Consider the following 25,274-nt stretch of genomic DNA (forward strand, 5'->3'; position numbering starts at 1 on the left):
AGAGCGCGGTGTTGGGCATGCCCTCGAACCCGCCGATGTCGTGGCTCCAGAAGCCGAAGCCCGAGAGGCCCAGCGAGAGGCCGCCGCGCAGGCTCTCGGCCATGGAGGGGAAGGTCGAGTCGTTGTCACCGCCCCAGTGCACGGGGTACTGCTGGCCGCCCGCCGTGGCCGAGCGGGCGAACACCACCGCCTCGCCCTTGCCGCGGCCTTCCTCTAGCACATCAAACACCACCTGGTTGTAGCGCTGGGTGTAGTAGTTGTGCATCTTCTGCGGGTCGGCGCCGTCGAAGTACACGGCGTCGGTGGGGATGCGCTCGCCGAAGTCGGTCTTGAAGGTATCGACGCCCATGGCCATCAGGCCGCGCAGCTTGTCGGCGAACCAGGCGCAGGCGGCGGGGTTGGTGAAGTCGACGATCGCCATGCCGGGCTGCCAGAGATCCCACTGCCAGACGTCGCCGTTGGCGCGCTTGATCAGGTAGCCATTGGCCGCGCCCTCGGCGAAGAGCGGGGAGCGCTGGGCGATGTAGGGGTTGATCCAGGCCGAGATGTGCAGGCCGCGGGCCTTGAGGCGCTGGAGCATGGCCTGGGGGTCGGGGAACATGCGGGTGTCCCAGACGAAGTCGCACCAGTTGAACTCGCGCATCCAGAAGCAGTCGAAGTGGAAGACGTGGAGCGGGAGGTGGCGCTCGGCCATGCCGTCGATGAAGGAGGAGACGGTGGCCTCGTCGTAGTTGGTGGTGAACGAGGTGGTGAGCCAGAGGCCAAACGACCAGGCCGGGGGCAGCGCGGGGCGGCCCGTGAGCGCGGTGTAGCGCCCGAGCACCTCCTTGGGCGTGGGGCCGTAGATCACGAAGTACTCCAGCGTGTGGCCCTCCACGCTGAACTGCACCCGCGACACCTTCTCGGTGGCGACCTCGAACTCGACCTGCTCGGGGTGGTTGACGAACACGCCGTAGCCCTTGTTGGTCATGTAGAAGGGCACGTTCTTGTAGGCCTGCTCGCTGCCGGTGCCGCCGTCGCGGTTCCAGGTCTCCACGGTCTGGCCGTTCTTGACAAAGGCGGTGAAGCGCTCGCCCAGGCCGTAGACGTTCTCGCCCACACCCAGCCCCAGCTGCTCGTGCATGAAGTGGCCCATGCCCCGCACATCCGCGATGCCCATGCCGCGCACGCCGCTGCTGGTGATCAGCTCGTCGCCGTGCAGGAAGTCCACCCGCCACGGCTCGTCGCGGGGCACGCGCACGGTCAGCTCGCCGCTGGTCAGGCTCACCGCGTGCTCGTCGTTGGTGATCGCCACATCGGGGCGCAGGTCGTTGATCGCGAACTCCGGCGCTTTCTGGCGCACGCCCGCGAAGTGCGTCATGCGCACCTTGATCACGTTCGGCAGCGGCGAGGAGAACTCGACCGTGAGCAGCGGCCCGGCCAGCGTGTCGCCGCGGTGGTTGATCCGGCGGGTGGCGTAGGCCGTGAAGCCCTTCTCGGCCACGTCGATATCGTATGCCTGCGCGGGGTAGAAGACCTGCACCCCATCGCGCATGAGCCAGTTTCCATCGGTGAATTTCATGACTTAGGCGTCCTTACCTGTGTTTGCTGCAATGAAATCGCGGTACCAGAGGCCGCTGTCCTTGATCGTGCGCTTCTGGGTCTCGTAGTCCACGTAGATGATGCCAAAGCGCTTGGTGTAGCCAAAGGCCCACTCGTAGTTGTCCATCAGCGACCACGCGAAGTAGCCCTTGAACGGCGCTCCGTCGGCGATCGAGCGGCCTGCGGCGGCGATGTGCTGCTGGTAGTAGGCCACGCGCAGCTCGTCGTGCACGGCATCGCCGGTGGGCGCTGCGTCGTCGTAGGCCGCGCCGTTCTCGGTCACATACACTTCCTTCACCGGGTAGTCGCGGCTCACGCGCATGATCTGGTCGTACAGGCCGTCGGGGTAGATCGACCAATCCATCGCGGTGACCGCCAGCTCCTCGCGGCGCACCCAGCGCGTCTTCAGCAGCGGGTCGCCGCCCTCGGTGCCGTCGCCGATGTAGGTGGGGGCGTAGTAGTTGAGGCCCAGGAAGTCGGTCTCGGCGGCCATCAGCTCGAAGTCGCCGGGCTGCACCTGCGGGGCCAGGTCGCCGTAGATCGCCAGCATGTCGGCGGGGTAGCCGCGCCCATACAGCGGGTCGAGGTACCAGCGGTTCTGGTAGCCGTCGTGCCGCCACGCGGCGGCCTTATCGGCCTCGCTGTCGCTGGCGGGGTAGACCTGGCTGAGGTTCAGGGTGATTCCGGCCTTCGCGCCCGGGCTGTTGCGGCGGATGATCGCCATGGCCTTGCCGTGGGCTAGGTAGGTGGTGTGCAGCGCGGTCAGCGAGTCGGCCACGGTGTGGCTGACCCGGCCCGGCGCGTGGATGCCGTTGTGGTAGCCCAGCACGCAGCTGCACCACGGCTCGTTGAAGGTGATCCAGTTTTTGACCTTGCCACCCAGGCGCTTCGTCACCACCTCGGTGTACTCGGCGAAGGCCTCGCTGGTGGCGCGGTTCAGCCAGCCGCCCTCGTCCTCCAGGGCCTGCGGCAGATCCCAGTGGTAGAGCGTGACCCACGGCGTGATGCCAGCGGCCAGCAGGCCATCCACCAGCTTCTCGTAGAAGTCCAGCCCGGCCTCGTTCACCTGGCCCCGGCCCTGCGGCAGGATGCGCGGCCAGGCGATTGAGAAGCGGTAGGCCTTCAGGCCGAGCTGGCGCATCAGCGCGATGTCGCCCTCCCAGCGGTGGTAGTGGTCGCAGGCCACCGCGCCGGTGTCGCCGTTCACGATCTTGCCGGGCGTGGCGCTAAACGTATCCCAGATCGAGACCCCACGGCCATCTTCGTGGATGGCCCCCTCGATCTGATATGAGGCAGTTGCGGCACCCCAGACGAAATCTTTGGGAAAAGGTGTTGCGTTGTTGGACATAACAAGTGACTCCAGTGTGTGATGCTGATAACGTAGAGGGCGCAAAAGGCTCCCCGTATGACACGGCGGACATCTGGGCGCGCGTCATACGGGGTCCGAGCAGCGCGCCCGGCTGCTAGAAAGTAGCCAGATTACCTGGCTTCGAGAATGGCGACGCCGTAGGCCGGAAGCTCAAGGCTCCCGCTCACCTCAGACTCGCTCAGATAATCATGGTAGCGATTTCCCTCCGGAAGATCCAGGCTGGTCGGCTCGCTGTTGTGGTTGAGCACGAACAGCACGCGGTGCTGATCATTTTCGCGCTGCGTCACCTCCACACCGAATGGCGCTTCCAGCAGCGGCTGGATGCCCTTCTCGGCCAGCAGGTCGCCGTAGAGGCGGTCGAGGAACATCTCGTCCGCATCGGTGCCGATATAGTAGCCCTGGCCCGCGCCCAGCCGGTTGCGGGTGACCACCGGCATGCCCTCGTAGAAGTCGTGGCCGTAGGTGGCCAGCACCTCCGCGCCCTCGGCGTGCACGATGTCGCACAGCATGCCGCAGGCGTAGCTGCCGCTGCCATCGGCCAGCACGATCTGGTTGGCCTGGTTGGGGTAGAGCGCGTCGATCTCCTCGACCCAGATGCCCAGGGTTTTGCTCAGCGGCCCAGGGTAGCCCTCGAACGCTAGGTCGGTCTCGTTGGCGATGCCGCTGAACACCGTGCTCACAAACGTGCCGCCGCGCTCCACAAAGGCCTGGATGCGCTCGCCCACGCCGGGCTTGACCATGTAGAGCATCGGGGCGATCACGATCTCGTACTGGTCAAGCGCCGAGTCGCTGAATATGATATCGACCGACACATTTTTGCGCCACAGCGCGCCGTAGTGCTTGCGCACAAACGCCACGTAGTCCTTGGGGTTGATCGGGCCGACCGCGTTCTCGATCGCCCACCAGTTGTTCCAGTCGAACAGCACCGCCACCTTGGAATGCGTTACCGCGCCGATGGTCAGGTCGCCCAGCCGCTCTAGCTCGGCCCCCAGCTCGCTCACCTCGCGGAACACGCGGGTGTCGCTGCGCCCGCTGTGCTCCACCACCGCGCCATGGAACTTCTCGCAGCCGCCGCGCCCGCGCCGCCACTGGAAGTACATCACGCTGTCCGACCCGTGGGCCAGGGCCATGTAGCTCCACAGCCGCATTACGCCGGGGCGCTTGAGCGCGTTCACCGTCTGCCAGTTCTGGCTGCTGGGGGTCTGCTCCAGCATCAGGAAGGGCTGGCCGTCTTTGAGCCCGCGGTTCAGGTCGTGCAGGAAGCCGATGTCGCCGGTGTAGCCGCTGGGTGCGGGGTAGCAGTCCCACGAGACCACATCCACCTCCTTGGCCCACGCGCGGTAGTCGAGGTGCGGGAAGGTGCCCATCATGTTGGTGGTGATCGGGATGTCGGGCGTGATCGCGCGGATGGCGTCGCGCTCCAGCTGGTAGCACGCCAGCATGGCGTCGCTCTGGAAGCGGCGGTAGTCGATCGTCAGTCCGTGCAGGCGGGTCTCGCCATCCTCATAGTAGGGGTCCACCTGCTCCCAGTCGGTGAAGGTGTGGCTCCAGAAGCGTGTCCACCATGCGTCGTTCAGCGCATCCAGTGTGCCGTACTTGTTCTGGAGCCAGCTGCGGAACGCGGCGGCGCAGGTGTCGCAGTAGCAGGGTGTGGCGTATTCGTTCGAGATATGCCAGAGCATCAGGTTGGGCAGATCTTTGTAGCGCTCGGCTAGCTTGGTGGCCATCTGCATGGCCAGCCTACGGTAGGTGGGCGAGCTGGGGCAGTAGTTGGTGCGCCCGCCGTGGTGCACGCGCCGCCCGCGTGCGTCGGCGCGCAGCACATCGGGGTACTGCTTGGCCATCCAGGCCGGGATGGCCGCCGAGGGTGTGGCCAGGCAGATCGTGCGGTCGGCATTGCTCAGCTTCTCGATCACGCGGTCGAGCCACTCGAAGGTGAAGGTATCTTCGGCAGGCTGGAGCGACACCCAGCTGAACACGCCGATGGTGGCGATCTTATAATGGGCCTGCTGCATCAGCGCGGCATCGTCATCCCAGGTGGCCTCGGGCCACTGCTCGGGGTTGTAGTCGCCGCCGTGCCAGATGTAGGGCGCTTTGGGATTGGTCGGGCGATATGAGCGCATCGTTGGACTCCTTCGCTAGTGGGAAAAGCACATGGCGAGCATATGATAGCGTTCTTCCTGTGAACTTCCATCCATCCAAAGTAGGGCTGAAACCGCTTTCCTTCCGATCTGGGCCATATTCTAATCGCGTAGATCACGGGTGTATGGCGGATGAACAGAGAAAAAGTGAAAACGCTTTCGGCCCCTCGCCGCCCGCCCCAGGCTGGCCGGGAAGCGGGTTCCCAGTCCGAGCGAGAGAGGCAGGGGCAAGGGGCCGACGCTTGGGGCAGGGGTGAGCAAGCGCTATCCCTTGACGCCGCTCATCACCACGCCCTCGGCGATATAGCGCTGCACAAAGAAGTAGAGCACAATCATTGGCAGCGTCATCAGCACCGAGGCCGCCATCAGCGGGCCAAAGCGGGTGACCTGCGCACCGATCAGGGTCAGGATGCCGATCGCCAGGGTGAAGTTGTCGCGGGTGTTCAGGTAGATCACCGGGTTGAAGATGTCGGTCCAGAACACCTGGATGCTGAACACCGAGATCACGGCCAGCACCGCCTTCGAGTTTGGCAGGATGATGCTCCAGAAGATCCGCAGGCGGTTGGCCCCGTCGATCATCGCCGCCTCTTCCAGATCCTTGGGGATGGAGCTGAAGAACTGGCGGAACAGGAAGATGTTCCAGGCGCCGCCGCCAAACCATGCGGGCACCCACAGCGGCAGATGCGTATCGACCCAGCCGATCTTGCTGAACATAATGAAGAGCGGGATCATGGTCACCTGCGAGGGCAGCATGAGGGTGGCCAGGCAGATGCCGAACAGGATGTTCAGCCCCGGCGCGCGCAGCCGCGCGAAGCCGTAGCCCACCAGGGCCGAGGTGATCACCACGCCCGAGACACCCAGCGCCGACACCTTGAGCGTGTTGCCCAGGTAGGTGCCCATAGGCACCAGGTCGAACATCTGGCTGTAGTTCTGCGGCCAGAACGGGCTGGGGATCCACTGCGGTGGCCAGGTGAACATCTGATTTTCGCGCTTAAACGACGTGATGATCAGCCACACGAAGGGGATCAGGAAGATAATACTGAAAAAGACCAGTATTCCGTAGGAAAAGACCTGCCCAACGATAAATTGAAGCTTGTGCGCCTGCCGCATCGGCGTGCGCGCTGGTGACATCTGCATGGCTTACCTCCGCTGGTCGACTTCGTAGTACACGCGGCTGCCCACCGTGCGGAACTGGATAACCGTGATGATCACGATCACCACAAACAGCACCCACGCCATAGCCGATGCATAGCCGAGCTTAAAGTATCGGAACGCGTTCAGGTACAGGTACGGCACGAAGAACAGCATCGAGTTGCGCGGCCCCGCGAACGAGCCGCCGTTCTTGCCCACCAGCACATAGGTCTGGGTGAAGATCTGCAGGGTGCCGATCACGCTCATGATCAGCTGGAAGAACAGTGAGGGCGAGATCATGGGGATGGTGATGCTCCAGAAGCGCTGCCACACATTTGCGCCATCGATCGTCGCCGCCTCGTACAGCTCGGTCGGCACGTTTTTCAGCGCCGCCAGCAGGATGACCGTGCCGCCACCTGCGGTCCACAGGCTCATAATGATCAGGGCGGGCTTGCTGTAGTTGGGGTCGCCCAGCCAGCTGATCTTGCCCACACCCAGCGGCGCGAGCAGCGAGTTGAGCAGGCCATAGTCCTTGTTGAAGATCCACATCCACAGCACCGTGGTGGCCACCAGCGGCACCACCGAGGGCAGGTAGAAGATTGTGCGCCAGATACCCTCGCCGCGCACCTTCTGGTTGAGGATCAGCGCGAGTCCAAAGCTCATCAGCAGGCCGAGCGGCACACTGAAGATGACATAATACAGCGTGTTAAAAGAAGCAGTGCGGAACAATTCATCATTAAAAATCGTGGTGTAATTTGCTAGCCCCACCCACTCCGGCGGTCGCGCGATATCCCACTCGTGAAAGCTCATGTAGATCGAAAACAGCATAGGGAAGAGCGTAAACAGCACAAACCCGATGCTAAAGGGGGCGGTGAAGAGGTAGGCGGCGATCGCCTCACGTCGCGCCAGCGGCGACATCGCGCTCCAAGATTGGCGCTTTCTCGCGGGTGCTGCGCCGACCGATCTTTTTTTGGTGGTTAACATCGCGTGAATCCTTTGTCCCAAGGTCTTGTTTGGCCCCGGCGGCCAGCTGCCCAGGAAGGGCAGGGCGAGCATTGGCCCGCCCCACCCATGGATCGGCCTACTTACTGGCGTTGGCCTTTGCCCACTCTTTGGCCAGCACTTCGTTCGCCTTCGCCGAGGCGGCGGGCAGCACATCGGCTGCCTTGGCCAGGCCCTGCATCACCTCGTCGCTGGCGGGCTGAATATGGCCCGAAGCCTCGGCGATCCCAGGCGGATCGAGCAGCTTGAACGAGTTGTTCGGGTCGGTCAGCGAGCCGATGATGTCCTTCAGCTCGGCGGGCGATGCGGGGCCGCTGATGAAGGTGGTCATGGCCTGCTCGTCGTTCAGCGCGGGCTGGCCCATGCCGTGCTCGGCGCGGTAGCGGGTGGCCTCTGGCTCGTAGGTCAGCCACTTGAGGAACTTCCACGCGGCAGCCTGGTTCTTGCTGGTCTTGGCGATGCCAATCTTCATACCCACGTTCGGCTGCTTGGTGCCGGGGATGGGTGCGACGCCCCAGTTGAACTGGGCGTTGTCCTTGACGTTGCCAAAGCCCCAGTTGCCGTTCAGGCTCATCGCGGCCTTGCCAGCGATGAACGGGTCGGCGCCGCCGAGCGAGGTGCTCTGGTCGTTGTTCAGCTGGCAGTTCTTCACATTGATGAAGTCCGAGACCTTCTGGAAGAACTCGACCGTCTTGGGGTCATCCAGCTGGTACTTGGGCTGGCCGTCCACCATGTTCAGGTAGGGGATGCCCTGCTGCTGGGCCAGGATGCTCATGATCCAGTGGAAGTTGTGCATGCCCCACTGGCCCTGGTCGGGCTTGGAGAGCTTGCAGGCCACATCCATGAACTCGTCGATGGTGTAGCCCTTGGCCGAGGGATAGGGGATGCCAGCGGCATCGAACATGTCTTTGTTGTAGTACAGCAGCCAGTAGGCGGTGTCGTGGCCGAAGCCGTAGATCTTGCCATCGTAGGCCGGTGCCACCGCGCCGCCCACGAATTTGTTGATGTCGATGTTATCCTGCTTGATCAGGTCGTCGATCGGCAGCATGAAGCCCTTCGACACATAGTCGCCCTCGCTCTTGATCGCGACCACATCGGGCGGGGTGTCGGCGGCGATCATGGCCTGTAGCTTCGAGTCGAAGTCGCCCCAGGGCACGCCGATCAAGTTGACCTTAACCTCGCTCTGCGAGTCGTTGAACAGCTTGATCTCGTTCTGCATGTTCTTGTCGTTGGCCACATCATCTGCCCAGATCATCCAGGTGATCTCGGTGGGGCCATTGCCGGTGGCCGGGGCGGCGGCCTCGCCTGCGGCAGCGGTAGCCGGGGCGACGGCGGCGCTGGTGGCGGCGGTGTTCGAACCCGAGGAGGATGTGCCACAGGCGGTGGCGATCGTTGCCATACACAGCATGGCCGCTACACCGAATGAGAATCTGGCCTGCGAGCGCCCTGCAGACGTACCTTGTCGTTTCAGCTCGCGCATGAGCGTTGCTCCTTCTTTGAGCATATGGAACACGATAGGGATGCCGAGAGTGTTGAAATGAAGCCCTGATTGGCCCGTACCAAGATATGCCAGGGTCGGGGATCGCTATACAAGCGATCTTCTAGGCGATCTGTAGGCATAGCGATGCCCAAACCACCACACCTTACGTTTTGGCAGTTCCCAGAGACATTGGTTTGTTCGCCGGCTGAACATTAGCCATTATAGACACCTTTGTTTAAGCTGTCAATATTGTTTGATAGACGAACTATTGGCCACTTGTTCGAGGTTTCTTATCCCGCCCTAATGCGGTAAATCGTATGTGAGTGGGGGAGATATTGGGGCAGAATACGGCAAAACCTTGTTTAATTTTGTTTAGTTAAACATTGAACGTTTATTGACATCGGCGGCTTTTTCCGTTTACAATGGAGGGACATCCCCACTACACAGAAGCAGGTTGTATGGCCGCTAAAGCGCACAATAAACCAAATATCCGCATGGTCGCCGCGCGCGCCCGTCTCTCGCCAGCTACGGTCTCGCTGGCCCTGCGCGGCTCCGAGTCGATCTCGCCCGCCACGCGCGAGCGCGCCCTAGCGGCTGCCCGCGAGCTGAACTACTCGCCCGCCTCGCGCGGGCGCGCGCCCAATGTCGCGCGGGTGGCCCAGCTGCTCTACGTCACCAAAGATTTTGGCGACCGCCCGGTGACAGCCAACCCGTTCTATGGCGAGATCTTGGGCGCCGCCGAGCAAGAGGCGCTGCGCCTGGGCATGCGGCTCACGTTCTGCCTTCTCTCGCCCGAGGATCGGGTGGAAGAGCAGCTGGCCTCGCTGGTGGCCAGCCACACCCCCGATGGCGTGCTGCTGGTGGGGGCCTACCCCGCCCATGTGGTGCAGCAGGTGTCCGAAACGCTGTCCGCGCCCATGGTGCTGGTCGACAACATCATCCCGGGCGTCTCCTGCGACACCGTCATGGCCGACGACTTCTATGGCGCGCTGCTGGCCACCCGCCACCTGATCGACCTGGGCCATCGCCAGATCGGGGTGGCGGTGGGCGAGTACAGCCCCAGCCTCGCGGCCCGCCAGCGCGGCTACCGCGCCGCATGCACCGATGCTGGCCTTGCCATGCTGCCGCCCACCATCACTGTCTGGGATCGCCCGCACATGCAGGCCAGCCTTGAGGCCCTGTTTGCCCAGCCCGATCGGCCCACCGCGCTTTTCTGCGTCACCGACTATATCGCGGTGTATGTGATGGGGCTGCTGCGCGACCTAGGGCTGCGCGTTCCCGATGATGTATCGGTGGTCGGCTTCGACAACTTCCCAATCGCGCGCATGGCCCACCCGCCGCTCACCACCCTGGCCAACTATCCCGAGGCGATGGGCCGCATCGCGGTGCAGCGCCTGATCTCACGGATCAAGGGTGAGACCCTGCCCGGCCTGAACATAACGGTCTCGACCAACCTGGTTATCCGCGATTCAGTCCGCAAAATAGAGCTGTAGCGACACCACAAGGCCCCGGCCAGCACCGTGCTGGCCGGGGCCTTGTGGTGTCGGATAGACGGACCTAGCCCCCGAGCAGCTGCTCCAGCCGCTCGATCAGCTGCCGCTGTCCCTGGAACCCTGGGTAGGCGCAGCGATCGATCAGATAGACATGCCCTTTGCGCACGGCGGGCAGGCTGGCCCAGCCCGGCTGCTGCTGCAGCCACGCCAGCGCCGGGCGATACTGCTGCTGCCCATCGTAGAACACCACCAGGCTCTCGCCATCCAGCGTCGCCAGCCCATTGGCCTCGGGCAGCGCGGCGGGCCGCAGCTCGAACCCCAGCTCGGCGAGCAGATCCCTGGCCGCGCTGGCCTCGCCCAGCTGTAGCGCGCCTGCGGCACCCTGGCGGATATGGGCCACCGATACGGTCTTGCCCGCAGGCCACCGCGCGCTCGCGTGCGCGATGCTGGTGTGCAGCGTGTTTAGATCATCCTGGGCCTGCTCGTGCAGCCCGAAGAGGTCAAGCGTCTCGGCATATTGCCGCGCTGGCTCGCTGCTCACCAGGGTGAGCGGCGCAATACCCCGCAGCTGCTGCTCGATCTCGGGCGTGACAAACGAGCGCGTACCGATGATCAGGCTGGGCTGCAGCGCTGCGATCTGCTGCAGATCGAGGCCCGCCCCCGTGCGGAGGATCTGCACGTTCGCGTGGTCGATCTGGGCATCCTGTAGCTCGGCGGTGCTGTGCTCGATCAGTGCTGCGCTGGGACGGATGCCCACGCTCAGCAGGTCGGCTAGCATGTCTTCACCGCCCAGGCTGATGATCCGATCGTGCGCGGGAGATGGGGGCGTATACGAGATAAGGCTTGTATGCGTGCGCGGTTGCTGCGCGTGGGTGGGGATCACATCCACGATCTGCGATGTGGCCCGCCCGCACATCGTCAGCGCCAGCCCCATCAGCGTCCATGAAAGAAGGTAGAGTAGCCGCATGGTCATTCTTCCGCACTTTTCGTCTATCACAGGCCATAGCTCAGAACCGACATGTCGGGCGTGCCTACTGCTTGATAGCTGGCTTGTTACGGTGGTGTACGCTCACGCCATCGTGGGCTATGAGATACACGAATCGCATCTGCTTGGATGTTCAAGGCGCGCTCATCTCGTTACAAGTATTCGATTTGATGAATGAGAGATAAATTAGCAGGAAGAATACTACGTTTTTTGAGAAATTACTAGCCCCAAATTGTACAAAAAGAGACTATTTGGCTCGATAATGCCAAATAGCCTGCACTCTATGCTGGTATAGCGCTATTTTTAGTCCATATGTGTTGTTTAATATACAACAGCTCCACCAATTCTGGTGGAGCTGTTGTGCGCTGGCTGGCCCTACAGGCTAGATCAGCGCGGAGATCGTGTCGGTCAGCTGGCGCAGGCTTATGGGCTTGCTCATATAATCGCTGGCCCCCGCCTCTAGGCAGCGCTCGCGGTCGCCCGGCATTGCCAGCGCGGTCATCGCTATGATTGGTATGGCCGCCAGCTGCGGGTCGGCGCGGAGGCGCTTGGTGGCCTCGATGCCATCCATGCCGGGCATTTGGATGTCCATGAGGATGATGCCGGGCCGCACCTCGCGCGCCTGCGCGATCGCCTCGGCCCCGTTGCGGGCGATCACCACGTGGTAGCCCGCATTTTCTAGGTAGTCTACCATCGTTAGGATGTTGGCCTCGTTGTCCTCGGCCAGCAGGATGGTAGGCGGCTGCTCGTGCGGGCTGTGGATAAATCTGCCCCTCTGCCCGCCAAGGCTGATCGTCTGCAGCACGTGGCGCAGTGTCGCTCGGGTGTAGGGCTTGGTCATGTGCGCCACCGCCCCCAGCTCGCTGGCCCGCCGCTGGTCATCCACCACCGATATGATCACCACCGGGATGTCTCTGGTCTTGGGATTGGCCTTCAGCTGGGCCAGCACCTCCCACCCCGAGATATCGGGCAGCAGGAGATCGAGCAAGATCAGATCGGGCTGGAACGACAGGGCCAGCGCGCAGGCCTGCGCCCCCAGGCTCGTGATCGTGCTTTCGATCTGATACTCGCTCAGATAGCGGACAATATGCTCCGCCGATGTCTGCGAATCCTCGATGATCAGCGTTCGCCTGAAGGTTACGCTGCCCGGGGCGCTCTGCGGCGGCTTGGCGGTGGCATCGCTGGCCTGCTCGACAGGCTGCCAGGGGATAGAGATGCGGAAGCTGCTGCCCTCGCCCTGCACGCTCGATGCCGAGACGCTGCCGCCATGCAGCTCGGTCATGCGGTAGACCAGCGCCAGGCCTAGTCCGGTGCCCTCGTAGTGGCGGGTGAGGCTGCTATCGAGCTGGACAAAGGGCTGGAACAGGTGCTCCAGCTGATCGTTCGCGATGCCGATACCGGTGTCCCACACCGTGAAGTGGACAGCCTGCTGGTTCGCATCGGCCTGCACCTCTAGCCCGATCTGCCCGCCTGCGGGCGTGAACTTGACCGCGTTCGAGATCAGGTTTACCAGAATCTGCTTGAGCCGTCGCGGATCGGCCATGATCTGCCTGGCCTGTGGCTCAATGCTAGTCTTGATCGTCAGGTGCTTCTTCTGGGCGATCTGGCGGATCATGCGGGTGCTGGCTTGGCAGATCATCTCGACATTGGTTGGCTCAAGGAAGATATCCATCTTGCCCGCGCCGACCTTGGCCAGATCCAGAATATCGTTGATCAGCTCTAGCAGATGTCGGCCACTGTCCTCGATGGTCTGAAGCGAGCGCTCCTGCTGCTCGTTGAGCGGCCCGTAGGCATGCTCGCGCAGGGCCTCGGAAAGGCCTAGCACTGCGTTCAGCGGGGTGCGCAGCTCGTGGCTCATATTGGCCAAGAACTCATCTTTCAGGCGCGATGCGCGGGCGAGCTCGGCGTTGGCCGCGCTCAGGTCGGCGGTGCGCTCCTCGACGCGGCGGGCCAGCAGGGTGCGCTCTTCGGCCAGCGCCTTGGTGGCCTCCTTGTAGTCGGTGATGTCCTGGCTCATGATCATGCCGGCCATGATCTGGCCGTGCTCGTTGCGTACCGGCAGCATGTGGGCGCGGTAGGTGTACCCCCCTATCTCGAACTCGCGGCTGATCAGTTCGCCTGTCAGCGTTTGCTCACACAGGGTTTCGATCTCATCGTAGAGGTACTGCGAGATACTGCCCTTCAGGTTCTTTCCCTCTAGCAGCTCGCTCGATAGCCCGAAGCGCCCAAGGTCGGTGCCATCGGCGATTGTGATGTTGAGATCGTGATCGAAGAGAAAGACCGAGCCGTTCGGGAAATTGTGCGCCAGCGCGCGGTAGAGCTGCTCGCTGCGCCGCAGCGCATTTTCGGCCTGCTTGCGGTCGGTGATGTCGAATGCGATGCCCTGCACAAACAGCGGCTGCCCATGGTGGTCGAGCACGATCTTGGCGATGTCCTGCATCCACACCAGCCGCCCATCGTGGGCGAAGATCCGGTACTCGGTGGTGTGGGTTTGGCTGTGCGGTGTGCCCTGGTGGGCGATCTGGTGCACCAGCCCGCGGTCGTCGGGGTGCACCTGCCGATCCCAAAGCCCTGGGTCGCGCAGCCATGCGTCGGCGCTGAAGCCCAGAATCGTTTCGATCTGCGGGCTGATGTACTTGCTGAAGCTGTGTGGCTCGATCGGGATGGTGTAGATGATCGCGGGCTGCTGCTCGACCAGCGTGCGGTAGCGCGCCTCGGCGCTACGCAGCGCCTCCTCCGAGCGCAGCTGCTCGCTGACATCGTGGCCGATGCACACCAGGTAGCGCTGGTCGCGCTGGAGGGTGCGCATGCCGCGCATGGCGATGAACCGCCACTCGCCGGCGGCGCTGGCCATGCGCACCGTGATCTGGCTTCCTGCGCCACTAGCCTGGTCCGACCATGCCAGCGACGCGCGCTCGGCATCGTCGGGGTGCAGCAGGGCGTAGATCGATTGCCCGAGCAGGGCAGGCGGGTGGTGACCCAGCATCGAGTGGTACGATGGGCTGGCATAGATCATGCGGCCCTGGGCATCCAGCAGCGTGATCAGGTCGGCGGTGTGGTCGGCAATCAGGCGGTAGCGCTCCTCGCTGGCCCGGATGGCCGTCTCGGCCCGGATGCGCTCGGCCACGCGCCCAAGCTGCGCGCCCACAAACTCGAACACCTCGGTCAGCTGCTCGTCTGGCTCCATGGGCTGTTTGGAAAAGAACTCGAGCACGGCCACGGTCTCGGCCCCGACCAGCACCGGGAAGGCGAACCCGGAGCGGATGCCGCTGGCGCTGATCAGGCGGGTGCGCAGGGTGTCCTCTACCGCGCCCAGATCGCTGGCCCACTCGACCTTGCCGCTGAGCAGCACCTTGCCTGGGAGATCATCGATCAGGGCCACCTTGTTTAGCTCGGTGATGCTGCGGAAGGCGGCGAACTCCTGCGGCTCGGAGACATACCAGATATTGCTGGATGTGAGCGCGAAGAAGCCGGTTTCGGTGGCCAGGTAGACATGCCCAAGCGGCCAGCCGAGGATCTCGCAGATATGATCGACCGCCGACTGCAGCGCCATTTCGAGCGAGCGCGCCTGGTTGGCGGCGGCGGCGATCACCTGCAGCAGCTTGTTCAGCGATGCCTGCCGCCGGATGGACTGCTCGGCCTGCTTGCGCTCGGTGATGTCGCGGGCGATGAACGAGAGCCCCACCGTGTGATCGCGCAATCGGATCGGTGATATGGTGATATTCACATCGAGCTTTCGGCCATCTTTGCGGCACCAGATCGTCTCGTTATGGATCACCTCCTGCTGCTGCTGGAGCTGCTTGTAGAATGCGCGCCGCGCATCCTGCTGCTCTGGGAGTATGAGAAAGAGCGGGGTCTGCCCGAGCGCTTCCTCGGCGGTGTAGCCTGTGATCTGCTCGGCACCTCTATTCCAGCTGGTGATGATGGTATCGAAGTCGACGCTGAAAATCGCGTCTTCTGATGAGTTAACCATGGCGGCGAACTGGCCGCGCTCCTCCTCGGCCTGCTTGCGCTCGGTGATGTCGCGGGCAATCCCCTCAATGGCAAATAGCTGACCCTGGGCATCGTAGATCGGGGTGATGTACTGCTCTGCCCAGCGGATGCTGCCATCCTTGCAGACCCATCGGAACACGATCGGGCGGCTGTCGTGCGTTTGGGGCCGATGCTGGAGCACCATGGGCAGATCTTCGGGGTGGATGATCCGCTCGCCGAGTGTGGGGTCGGCGTAGTGCTCCTCGGGGGTGTAGCCCAGGATGCGCGTGACCGAGGGGCTGACATAGTTAAACCCTATTGGCTCGTGGTATTGGTAGCGGTAGATGATGTCGTGGGCATTGTCGGCCAGCATGCGGAACTGGGCCTCGCGGGATTGCCGCTCTTCCTCGGCGCGCTTGCGCTCGCTGATGTCGCGGATGACACATGCGATCACCGGCTCGCGGTCGATCGTGCTGTGCAGAATCGTGATCTCGACGGGGAAAGCGCTTCCATCGCTACGGCGGTGGCTGCCCTCGATCAGCGCCATGTTTTGGTTGGTGGTAATGTCGGTCAGATCCTCGTCGCTCTGGAGCTGGCGAAAGGCGAGCGTGGCGAGGGTCGCGGGGTCGTAGCCATAGGCCAGGGTGGCGGCGCGGTTTGCCTCGATGATCATGCCGTCGGGCCGCAGGAACAGCACGATATCTTTGCCGTGCTCGGCCAGGATCTGGTAGCGCGCCAGGGCCTGCTCGGCCTGCTTGGTCTGGGTGATATCCACCATCAGGAAGCCGATCCCCAGCAGCTCCTGATCTTTGGTCAGCACGGGGTAGTAGTTCAGCACCAGGTTGCGCTGCTGCTGCTGTGTATCGGTGGGTAGGGTGATGATCTCGCGGTTGATGATCGGCTGCTTGGTCTCGCACACCTGCTGGAGCAGCGGGGCGATGCGTGCGCTGATTTTTGGGATGACCTCGTCGGGGGTATGCCCGATATGTTCGGCGATTGGCCGGTTGCCCATGTCGGCCAGCCACTGATTGATCATCTGGTAGCGGAAGCTAGTGTCGAGGAATGCGAAGCCGAAGGGTGCGCTCGCCACGGTGCTTTCCAGCAGCGCCAGAGCCTCATCTTTGCGCCGCATCGCCTCCTGCGCTTCGTGAAAGAGGCGGGCATTTTCCAGCGCCTGCGCGGCCAGCGTGGCCAGATCCCTGGCGGTTTGTAGGTCGTCCTCGCAGAACTGCCGCTCGGATTCGCTGATCAGCAGCGACATGGCCCCAATGAGCTGGCTGCCGATGCTGATCGGCACTACGATCAGCGATGTGACGCCGATCTGGCGGATGAGCCGCATGTGGTGCCCGTTGAATGCGGTGTTGTGCAGGTGCTCCTCGTCCAACTGCGGCAGAAATAGCGCCCTGCCCGCCGCGAGCTCCTGGAGGAGCGGGTGCTGGCTGCTCAGCGTGGATGGTGTGCCTTGCCAGGGGTTCTGGATGAGATGATGCTTTGTGGGGTTGGTGTGGGTCGCCGCGATGCGGCTGAGCTGGCCTTCCTGAAGCAGGTCGATCATACAGGCGTCGCCTAGGAACGGGACAGTCGCCTGTATAAACGCGGTCAGGGTCTTGTGGTAGTCGAGCGAGGATGTGATGGCTCTGCTGGCTTGGGCCAGGAAGCTCTGACGGCGCTGGATATTTTCGGCCTGGCTGCGTGCGGCCTTCTCCTCAAACAGTAGCTGGTCGCGCTCGTGCTCGATCTGCTTGCGCTGGGTGGTGTCGATAACGATGGCCGCAGCGCTTCTCACTCCTTGATCCATAATAGATGTGAGGCGCACCTCGACGGTGAAGACCGTGCCATCTTGCCTGCGCCCTTGGAGGTCGCGCCCATGCCCGCCCAGGTTAAAGTCGGACTGCACATAGCTGTCGCGCAATTTCGGGTGGTGCTCGCGGTGGCGCTCGGGGATGAGCTGCTCGATCGGCATGCCGAGAAGCTGATCTCGGCTGTAGCCGAAGGTGCTGGCCAGCATGTCGTTGGCGTAGGCAATCTGCCCGTGGTCATCAAGCACGAGCAGGCCAAGCAATGCCGCATCGAGCATCTGACCAGCTTGAGAGAAAGTCATGTTGGGCATAGTAAACCTTTTGTGGTCTGGCTATGGCATGGCGCGGTAGATCTGGGCGACCTCGTTGACACGGCGGCGCAGCTCGATCGCATTCCATGGCTTCTGGATGTAGCCGCGCACATTGCCAAGGTTGATGGCCTCGGTGAGCGCGTCGTTGTCGAAGTAGGCCGAGCTGAGAATACCCAAGGTGGTTGGGCGCAGGTGCCGCGCGCGCTCAAGCAGCTGCACGCCGGTCATCTGCGGCATGCGCTGGTCCGAGAGGATGATGGCGATTGGCTCGCGGGCGAGGATGTCGAGCGCCTCGTCGGGGGAGGTGGTCGAGAAGACGATGAACTGATCGTTGAGCAGCCGGTGCGCGGTGGTGGCGATATGCTCCTCATCGTCGACGATCAGGATGGAGAGGCGCTGCTCGGTGGTGTCGATGGCGTGCAGGCGCAGGAAGGCCTCGACCACCTGCGGGTCGAAGTGGCTGCCTGCGGCGGCCTGGATGTGCTCGCGCACCTGGGCCTCGGGCCAGGCGCTGCGGTAGGGCCGGTCGAAGCTGAGGGCATCCCACACATCGGCGATGGCGAAGATGCGTGCGGCGAGCGGTATGGCCTCGCCCTTCAGCCCGCGGGGGTAGCCGGTGCCATCCCATTTTTCGTGGTGGTAGTAGGGGATGTCGAGCGCCGGGCGCAAATAGGCGATCGGCGAGAGCATGTTGTAGGCGTAGACTGGGTGCTGCCGCATGATCTGCCACTCGTCGTCGCTGAGCGGGCCAGCCTTGAGCAAGATGCTGTCGGGGATGCCCATCTTGCCGATGTCGTGCAGCAGCGCGCCGCGCCGGATGTGCACCAGGTCGTTGGTGGGCAGGCCCATGGCCCTCGCCAGCGCGAGGGTCATGTCGGTCACACGCTGGGCGTGGCCCTCGGTCTCTTTGTCGCGCAGCTCTAGGGCGCGTGCCCAGCCCTCAAGCGTCGAGTCGTAGGCCATGGTCAGCTCGAGGTTGGCGTGCTGGATCGACTCGAAGAGCGCGGCGTGGTCGATCGCGACCGCCACCTGGCTGGCCAGGGTCTCAAGAAATTCCCACCACGAGGTGTCGGCCAGGATGGGCGTGCGGCTGAAGATCTCGAGGATTCCTTCGACCTGGCCTTTGACAATGAGCGGGATGCCGCGGTAGTCGGCGATGCCCGCGTTGATCGGCGGCTCGATGGTGGGCGGCATGTCGGCAAGGCTGAGCGCGCGCCGTGCCAGCGCCACTTGCCCGGCGAAGCCCTCGCCGATGCGCAGCACGGATGCGCCGAGCGCCCCGCGGCTGAAGCCGCGCAGGGTGCTATATTCAAAAGACTGGGTATGGGGCCTGCGCAGCAGGATGGCCGCTGCCTGGACGCCTAGGTGTGTGATCGCCTGATCGATCACGATGTTCAGCGTTGCGGCCAGCTCAAGGTTGGATGCGATCGCCTTGTCGATCAGGCGGAGCGCACTCAGGTGCTCCATCTGGCGCTGGCGCATGGCCTCGGCGCGCTTGCGCTCGGTGATGTCGCGCAGGTTGACCTGGGCGGCGGGCGCGTTTTCCCAGTCGATATGGCCGATGTCGATCTCGATGTCGATCTTCTCCCCCGAGGGGCAGATCAGCTCGCTCTCGAAGCGGGCCACAGTCGCGGGCGTGCTGATCACGTTTTGTAGCTCGTAGCTGAACTGTGCGGCGTAGGGGCTGGCGATAAAGCGTGCGAATGGCTGGCCGATGATCGTGCTGTCGGCGATGCCCAGCAGCCGGTAGATCGCGGGGTTGGCCAAGTTTACCATGCCCTCGCTGGAGAGGATGAGCATGCCGTTGGGGGCCAGCTCGATCACGCGCTCGAAGCGGGCGCGCTGGTGCAGCAGCCGCCGGTAGCGGTTGAGCCGCAGGATGGCGCGGATGCGGGCGCGCAGCTCGATACGGTCGAAGGGCTTGGTGATAAAGTCGTCGGCCCCGGCCTCGATGCCCTCAAGCCGCGAGTCGCGGTCATCCAGCGCGGTGATCAGGATGATTGGCACTTCGGCGAGCGAGGGCGTGGCGCGAAGATAGCGGCAGACCTCGAAGCCATCCATCTCGGGCATCATCACATCGAGCAGGATGAGATCGGGCTGGTGATCTCTGGCTTGGGCAATGGCGTGCTTGCCGCAGTCGGCGAACTCAAGCTGGTAGCGCTCGGCGTGCAGAAGTGCGGCGAGTGTCTCGCGGCCAGCTGGCTCGTCATCGACTATGAGGATGGTGAGAGTCTGATTCATGATGATCTTACTGCTGGTTACAAGATAGGACAGAAGACCGGGTGGGTTTGGTGTGCGCAGCTCTTATTTGGGCGGCAGCTGCTATCTTCTCTATACTAGCGCTGTGCTATTACCATAGCAAGCGCGCTCGACGACTATGATCCATTTCGCTTATCTAGGGTAGAATAGCGTGTTTCCACCACATGATGATGAACAGGATTTGTTCGTTATGGTAGAGAAAATTGAATCAGTGTTATGGTACGACCAGCCTGCGCAGCACTGGGTTGATGCGCTACCGTTGGGCAACGGGCGTTTGGGGGCGATGGTGTTTGGCGATCCGCTGCACGAGCGGCTGCAGCTGAATGAGGATACGCTGTGGTCGGGGCGACCGCGCGATTGGAACAACCCGCGCGCCCGCGAGGTGCTGCCCGAGGTGCGGCGGCTGCTGTTCGCTGGGCAGTATGCCGAGGCCGACGAGGCCTGCAAGCAGATGCAGGGGCCATTTAACCAGTCCTACCAGCCGCTGGGCGATCTGCTGATCGAGCTTGCGGATGCTGGCGCGATCGGCGAGTACTACCGCGACCTGGATCTGGATGCGGCGGTGGCCACCACCCGCTACACGATGGGCGGTGTGGGCTATGTGCGCGAGGCATTTGTGAGCGCGCCCGATCAGGCGCTGGTGGTGCGGCTGGCCTGCGATGCGCCGCGCAGCCTGAGCCTGCGGGTGCGGCTGGCCTGCCCGCTGCGCCACACGGTGGTGGCCGCTGGCCAGGCGGGCCTGACCCTGGCGGGCACCGCCCCGCTGAGCGTGGCGCCCAGCTACCTGGGCGATGGTGACCACGTGAGCTACGCCGAGGATGGCGATGCGATGCGCTTTGCCGTACAGCTGCGGGTGCTGGCCGAGGGCGGCAGCGTGGGGGCGACCGCCGCGGGCGTGGCGGTGGACCAGGCCGACTCGGTGACATTGGTGCTGACGGCGGCGACCAGCTTTGGCGGGTTTGACCAGGTGCCAGGGCGCACCGGGATCGACCCGGCGGCGCTGGCCGCTGGCCAGCTGGCGGCGGCGCTAGGTCGGCCCTATGCCGCGCTGCGTGCGGCGCATGTGGCCGATCACCAGGCGCTATTCCGCCGTGTCTCGCTTGATCTTGGGCATAGCAATACCGTTCAGCTGCCGACTGATCAGCGAGTGCGCGCCTTTTCTCAGCACCCCGACCCAGCGCTGGCCGCGCTGCTGTTTCAATATGGCCGTTACCTGCTGATCGCCAGCTCGCGCCCTGGCAGCCAGCCCGCCAACCTGCAGGGTATCTGGAACGATATGGTCCGCCCGCCCTGGAGCTCGAACTGGACGCTGAATATCAACACCGAGATGAACTACTGGCTGGCCGAGACCGCTAACCTGGCCGAGTGCCACCAGCCGCTGCTCGACTTCATCCGCGACCTGAGCGTGAGCGGCGCGGACACCGCACGGGTCAACTACGGCTGCCGTGGCTGGGTGGCCCACCACAATGCCGACCTGTGGCGGCAGAGCGCGCCCCCCGGGGATGGCTCCTTCCGCCCGGTCTGGTCGATCTGGCCGATGGGCGGGGCGTGGCTGTGCCAGCACCTGTGGGAGCGCTTTCTGTTCGGCGGCGATCTGGCCTACCTGCGCGACCACGCCTACCCCGTGATGCGCGGGGCCGCCCAGTTCTGCCTCGACTGGCTGGTGGAGGATGGCAAAGGCCATTTGGCCACTGCGCCCTCGACCTCGCCTGAGAACGCTTTCGCAACCCCCGAGGGCGTGGTGGCAGATGCCAGCATCGGCTGCACTATGGACATGGCGATCATCTGGGATCTGTTTGGCGGCTGCATCGAGGCCAGCCAGATCCTGGGCGTGGATGTGGCCTTCCGCGAGGAGCTGGCGGCGGCGCGGGCGCGGCTGCTGCCGCCCAAGGTGGGCGCGGCGGGCCAGCTCCAGGAGTGGGCCGAGGACTGGGACACGCTGGTGCCCGAGCCGCACCACCGCCACGTGTCGCACCTGTTCGGTCTGCACCCTGGCCGCCAGATCACCAGTGAGGGTACGCCCGAGCTGTTCGCGGCGGCGCGGCGCAGCCTAGAGCTGCGCGGCGACGATGGCACCGGCTGGTCGATGGCCTGGAAGCTGAACTTCTGGGCGCGGCTGCTGGATGGCGACCACGCCTACCTGATGCTGCAGAAGATGTTCAACCTGGTGCGCCCCGACGCGCACGGCGAGGGCGGCGGCGTGTACACCAACCTGTTCGACGCACACCCGCCGTTCCAGATCGATGGCAACTTCGGCGTGACGGCTGGCATCGCCGAGATGCTAGTGCAGAGCCACACTGGCGCTATCCAGCTGCTGCCCGCGCTGCCCAGCGTGTGGCCGCAGGGGCGCGTGGCCGGGCTGTGCGCGCGCGGCGGCTTCGAGGTGGCGATCGCCTGGGCCGATGGCCTGCTGGCCGAGGCCGAGCTGCTGGCCACGCGCGGCGGGCGCTGTGTGGTGCGGGCGGGGATGCCCATCCGTCCCGCGGGTGCTGCCCAGGCCGAGTTGCTGGCCGACGGCTCGCTGGCCTTCGAGCTGCGCCCCGGCGAGCGCGCGGTGGTGGTACCTGCGTAGCCCCTATTGGTTAGGGTGTGGCGCTCGTGCCTTAGCCGCCCAGCGCTAGGTCGATCAGGTGGTTGGTGATGCCGCCGACATCGGCATTCTCTAGGTTGCTCAGCACGATCACGGTGATGCCCGCGTCGGGCAGGCGGGCGATCTCGGTGGCCGCGCCGCTCATCAGGCCGGGGTGCTCAACCACACGCTGGCCGCCGCGCGCGGTGATGATCCAGCCGTAGCCATAGGAGCCGACCTGCGGGGTGAAGATCTCGGCGCGCAGGCTGTCCGGCAGCAGCTTGCTGGTGTAGAGCGCCTGATCCCAGCGGTAGAGGTCGTTGGCCGAGCTGTACAGCCCGCCAGCCGAGAATAGTGTGGTGGCATCCAGCCGCGCGCAGGGCACGCCGATCGAGCTGTAGCCCTGTGCCACACCGGTGATGCCCACGTCGAAGCCGCTGTTGCTCATGCCCAGCGGCTCGAAGATGTGGCTGCGCAGATAGTCGGGGTAGCTCTGCCCGCTCACCTGCTCGATGATGTAGCCCAGCAGCACATAGCCCGAGTTGCCGTAGCGGTAGGCCGAGCCGGGCGTGGAGAGCAGCGGTAGGTCGCGGAAGCGGCCCACCAGCTCCTCGGGGGAGGTGGGCTGAGCCATGGTCGGCTCGTAGCTGGGCAGATCGGTAAAGTTCTGCAGGCCGGATGTGTGGGTCAGCAGGTTGTGGATGGTGATCGGCTGCCAGGCCTGCGGGCACTGCGGCACATAGCTGCAGACCGATGAGGTGAGCTGAAGCTTGCCATCGTTGACCAGCTGCATCACGGCCATGGCGGTGAACTGCTTGGTGACCGAGGCTAGGCGCAGCCGGGTGTCGGGCGTATTGGCCACCTTGCTGTTCACGTCGGAGAGGCCGTAGCCCTTGGCCAGCAGCACCTTGCCGCCACTGGCCACCAGCGCCGACCCGCTCCACTGCCCGGCGCTGGCTAGCTGTGCAAGGTAGGCATCCATCTCGGCGCTGTTGTCGGGGCGGGCGGCGGGCTGGGCCTCGCCCGAGATCAGGCCGCCCTGGCTGCCCTGTCCGCCCCAGCGCGATATGATGGGCTGCGGGGCCGATGCTGGGGCAAGAATGAGGAAGATAATCACGCCCAGGATCAGAAGCCCAAAGATCACAAAAGAGCGCCGGTTCATGAGCAGGCTTTCGTTGTATGCTGATTTGTGCTGCGGTAGTATAGCGGGTTCACTTCTGATAAACAAGTTGTGATAGCGATAGGAAGGGCCCATGGGCTCTTGATTCTTCGAATCTTCGAGCCTTCATGGTTATTGGCTCTCTTTTTTCCTTGGTGTCTTGGAGTCTTGGTGGTAAAAGAATCGGCGCGCTATCGAGAACGCATAGATCCTAAGCGATAGGTGGTGTGTAATGGATGTGCTGGTTGGCCTTGATATCGGCGGCACGAAACTGCTGGTGGCGGCAGCCGACCGCAGCGGGGCGATCCTGCGCCGCGCCCAGCGCCCGACGCCGCTGGCGCTGGATGCTGGCCTGGCCGCGCTGCACGAGCTGATCGCCGAGGTATGTGGTGATGACCAGATCGTGGCGATCGGCGCGGCGGCGGGTGGCCCGCTCGACTACGAGCGCGGTGTGGTATCGCCGCTGCACCAGCCCAAGTGGCGCGATGTGCCGCTGAAGCAGCTGTTCGAGCGGGCCTATGGCTGCCCGTTCGCGGTGGATGTGGATGCAAACGTGGCCGCGCTGGGCGAGTATCGCTGGGGCGGCGAGCCGGTGGATCGCCTGCTGTACCTAACCTTGAGCACGGGGATGGGCGGCGGGCTGGTGGTGGATGGCCAGATCTACCGTGGCGCGCGCGGCGAGCACCCCGAGGTTGGCCACCAGGCCATACCGTTCCGCTGCGCCCACCCCGAGCGCGTGCGCTGCGAGTGCGGCCTGGATGACTGCCTTGAGGCGCTGATCTCGGGCAACGCCATCCGCCGGATCTACGAGCGCCCTGCCGAGCAGCTTGCGCCCGATGAGTGGGCCGAGGTGGCCTACAATCTGGGCCAGGGCCTACGCAACATGGCCACCTTCTACGCCCCCGATGTGATCGCGCTGGGCGGCGGGGTGGCGGTGGGCGGCGGCGCGGTGCTGGTCGATGCTGCCGCGCGGCATATGGCCGATCATCTTCGTCTGGTTCAGCCGCCGAACGTGAGGCTGAGCACACTTGGCTACGATACCGCGCTGTATGGGACGATCGCCCTGGCGCTTGATGCCGAGCGCACCGCAGCGCTCTAAGAGAAGAAATCCATGACTGCAACATCTTCCCCCGCCCCCATGCTGCCGCCCGAGGTTCGCCTGCTGGTGGCGCAGGCGTTTGGCGGCGCGCTTCCGCTTGATCTGGCCGCGACCTACGGCGGCTTCTCCAACCTCACGCTGGCGGCCACGGTGGGCGGGCAGCGCTGCATTGTGAAGGCAGCCCAGACCCCGTTCAAGCGCGCCGACCTGCGCAACGAGGCGACTATGCTGTCCCTGCTGGGCAGCAGCGGCCTGGCCATCCCGCCGCTGCTGGCCCACGCCGCCGACGAACGCTGGACGGTGGTGGTGACGGGCTGGTGCCCTGGCGAGAATGGCCTGCAGACACTGGCGGCGATGCCCGAGGCACTGCCGGAGGTGTACGCCGCGCTGGCCGCGACGCTGGCGGCGGTGCATCGCGTGGTCCCAGCCGCTGGCGGGGCCGCGCTGCTGGCCGAGCGCGTGGGCCACGCGCGGGGCATGCTGGCCAGCCTTGGCCTGCCCGATGATCTGCGCGCGGCGCTGGCCGAGGCGCTGGCCAGCGATCTGTGGCAGCACGATACGGCCCATGTGGTGCATGGCGATATTGGGCTACATAATGTGCTGTGGCACGCCGATAGCCTGACGCTGCTGGATTGGGAGTGGGCGGCGCTCGGCACGCCGCTGCTCGATCTGGCCTGGCTACGCTGGACCCTGGGCTGGCGCGCGCTGCCCGATGGCCTGTGGCCGCACTTCCTAGCGTGCTACGCCGCCGCTGGCGGGCTGCCGCAGCTGCCCGCCCCGCAAGGGCTGCGGGCGCTGATGCTGGGCCAGATCGCCATGATCCTGGCCCGCGTGCACGATCAGCCTGCGGCCTGCGCCGAGTGGGTGCGCCGCGCCGAGTGGACGCGGGGCTTCACGCTCTAGCTGTTGTTGTTCAGTCGCCGC

At 64.3% G+C, this 25,274-nt stretch carries 14 protein-coding genes; 4 read left to right on the forward strand and 10 right to left on the reverse strand.

The window, feature by feature from the left end; translation table 11 throughout:
- The 6 genes from yicI to F8S13_00030 form a co-directional block, all read right to left on the reverse strand.
- Positions 1-1,561: alpha-xylosidase (gene yicI, locus F8S13_00005; protein KAB8145513.1), on the reverse strand; the 1,561-nt coding region annotated here is incomplete at its 3' end.
- Between the two features lie 3 nt (positions 1,562-1,564).
- Entirely contained in the window at positions 1,565-2,929 is a 1,365-nt protein-coding gene (locus F8S13_00010; protein ID KAB8145514.1) for a beta-glucosidase, read from the reverse strand.
- A gap of 131 nt (positions 2,930-3,060) precedes the next feature.
- Positions 3,061-5,073, reverse strand: a complete 2,013-nt coding sequence (locus F8S13_00015; protein KAB8145515.1) for a beta-galactosidase — start codon at positions 5,071-5,073, stop codon at positions 3,061-3,063.
- A gap of 282 nt (positions 5,074-5,355) precedes the next feature.
- A complete protein-coding gene (locus F8S13_00020) occupies positions 5,356-6,201 on the reverse strand; it encodes a carbohydrate ABC transporter permease (GenBank protein ID KAB8146059.1) in 846 nt (281 codons plus the stop codon).
- A 30-nt stretch (positions 6,202-6,231) separates the two neighbouring features.
- Positions 6,232-7,140, reverse strand: coding sequence for a sugar ABC transporter permease (locus F8S13_00025; GenBank protein ID KAB8145516.1), 909 nt, complete (start codon positions 7,138-7,140; stop codon positions 6,232-6,234).
- Positions 7,141-7,303: 163 nt separating this feature from the next.
- Positions 7,304-8,623, reverse strand: coding sequence for a sugar ABC transporter substrate-binding protein (locus F8S13_00030; protein KAB8145517.1), 1,320 nt, complete (start codon positions 8,621-8,623; stop codon positions 7,304-7,306).
- Between the two features lie 503 nt (positions 8,624-9,126).
- Between F8S13_00030 and F8S13_00035 the strand changes: the two genes are divergently transcribed.
- A complete protein-coding gene (locus F8S13_00035; protein ID KAB8145518.1) occupies positions 9,127-10,197 on the forward strand; it encodes a LacI family transcriptional regulator in 1,071 nt (356 codons plus the stop codon).
- A 64-nt stretch (positions 10,198-10,261) separates the two neighbouring features.
- Here F8S13_00035 and F8S13_00040 read toward each other — a convergent pair whose 3' ends face one another.
- The 3 genes from F8S13_00040 to F8S13_00050 all read right to left on the reverse strand — a co-directional run bounded on the left by F8S13_00040 (position 10,262) and on the right by F8S13_00050 (position 19,505).
- Positions 10,262-11,170, reverse strand: coding sequence for an ABC transporter substrate-binding protein (locus tag F8S13_00040; protein ID KAB8145519.1), 909 nt, complete (start codon positions 11,168-11,170; stop codon positions 10,262-10,264).
- 394 nt (positions 11,171-11,564) lie between these two features.
- Positions 11,565-17,264 carry a PAS domain S-box protein gene (locus tag F8S13_00045; GenBank protein KAB8145520.1) on the reverse strand — a complete coding sequence of 1,900 codons (5,700 nt, stop codon included), beginning with the start codon at positions 17,262-17,264 and terminating at the stop codon, positions 11,565-11,567.
- A 21-nt stretch (positions 17,265-17,285) separates the two neighbouring features.
- Entirely contained in the window at positions 17,286-19,505 is a 2,220-nt protein-coding gene (locus F8S13_00050) for a response regulator (GenBank protein ID KAB8145521.1), read from the reverse strand.
- 208 nt (positions 19,506-19,713) lie between these two features.
- Between F8S13_00050 and F8S13_00055 the strand changes: the two genes are divergently transcribed.
- A complete protein-coding gene (locus tag F8S13_00055) occupies positions 19,714-22,095 on the forward strand; it encodes a glycoside hydrolase family 95 protein (GenBank protein ID KAB8145522.1) in 2,382 nt (793 codons plus the stop codon).
- A gap of 31 nt (positions 22,096-22,126) precedes the next feature.
- Here F8S13_00055 and F8S13_00060 read toward each other — a convergent pair whose 3' ends face one another.
- Entirely contained in the window at positions 22,127-23,347 is a 1,221-nt protein-coding gene (locus tag F8S13_00060; protein KAB8145523.1) for a beta-lactamase family protein, read from the reverse strand.
- A 136-nt stretch (positions 23,348-23,483) separates the two neighbouring features.
- Here F8S13_00060 and F8S13_00065 point away from each other — a divergent pair, with 136 nt between their 5' ends.
- Positions 23,484-24,350, forward strand: coding sequence for an ROK family protein (locus F8S13_00065; protein ID KAB8145524.1), 867 nt, complete (start codon positions 23,484-23,486; stop codon positions 24,348-24,350).
- 12 nt (positions 24,351-24,362) lie between these two features.
- Positions 24,363-25,253, forward strand: a complete 891-nt coding sequence (locus F8S13_00070; GenBank protein KAB8145525.1) for a phosphotransferase — start codon at positions 24,363-24,365, stop codon at positions 25,251-25,253.
- Positions 25,254-25,274 lie beyond the last annotated feature (21 nt).

The sequence above is a fragment of the Chloroflexia bacterium SDU3-3 genome (assembly GCA_009268125.1).
Lineage (GTDB): Bacteria > Chloroflexota > Chloroflexia > Chloroflexales > Roseiflexaceae > SDU3-3.

Coding starts and splice junctions, on each gene's coding strand:
- F8S13_00025 (KAB8145516.1), bottom strand. CDS start 7,140: ATGTCGCCGCTGGCGCGACGTGAGGCGATCGCCGCCTACCTCTTCACC.
- F8S13_00040 (KAB8145519.1), bottom strand. CDS start 11,170: ATGACCATGCGGCTACTCTACCTTCTTTCATGGACGCTGATGGGGCTG.
- F8S13_00045 (KAB8145520.1), bottom strand. CDS start 17,264: ATGCCCAACATGACTTTCTCTCAAGCTGGTCAGATGCTCGATGCGGCA.
- F8S13_00065 (KAB8145524.1), top strand. CDS start 23,484: ATGGATGTGCTGGTTGGCCTTGATATCGGCGGCACGAAACTGCTGGTG.
- F8S13_00015 (KAB8145515.1), bottom strand. CDS start 5,073: ATGCGCTCATATCGCCCGACCAATCCCAAAGCGCCCTACATCTGGCAC.
- F8S13_00050 (KAB8145521.1), bottom strand. CDS start 19,505: ATGAATCAGACTCTCACCATCCTCATAGTCGATGACGAGCCAGCTGGC.
- F8S13_00010 (KAB8145514.1), bottom strand. CDS start 2,929: ATGTCCAACAACGCAACACCTTTTCCCAAAGATTTCGTCTGGGGTGCC.
- F8S13_00055 (KAB8145522.1), top strand. CDS start 19,714: ATGGTAGAGAAAATTGAATCAGTGTTATGGTACGACCAGCCTGCGCAG.
- F8S13_00070 (KAB8145525.1), top strand. CDS start 24,363: ATGACTGCAACATCTTCCCCCGCCCCCATGCTGCCGCCCGAGGTTCGC.
- F8S13_00035 (KAB8145518.1), top strand. CDS start 9,127: ATGGAGGGACATCCCCACTACACAGAAGCAGGTTGTATGGCCGCTAAA.
- F8S13_00060 (KAB8145523.1), bottom strand. CDS start 23,347: ATGGGCCCTTCCTATCGCTATCACAACTTGTTTATCAGAAGTGAACCC.
- F8S13_00020 (KAB8146059.1), bottom strand. CDS start 6,201: ATGCGGCAGGCGCACAAGCTTCAATTTATCGTTGGGCAGGTCTTTTCC.
- F8S13_00030 (KAB8145517.1), bottom strand. CDS start 8,623: ATGGCAACGATCGCCACCGCCTGTGGCACATCCTCCTCGGGTTCGAAC.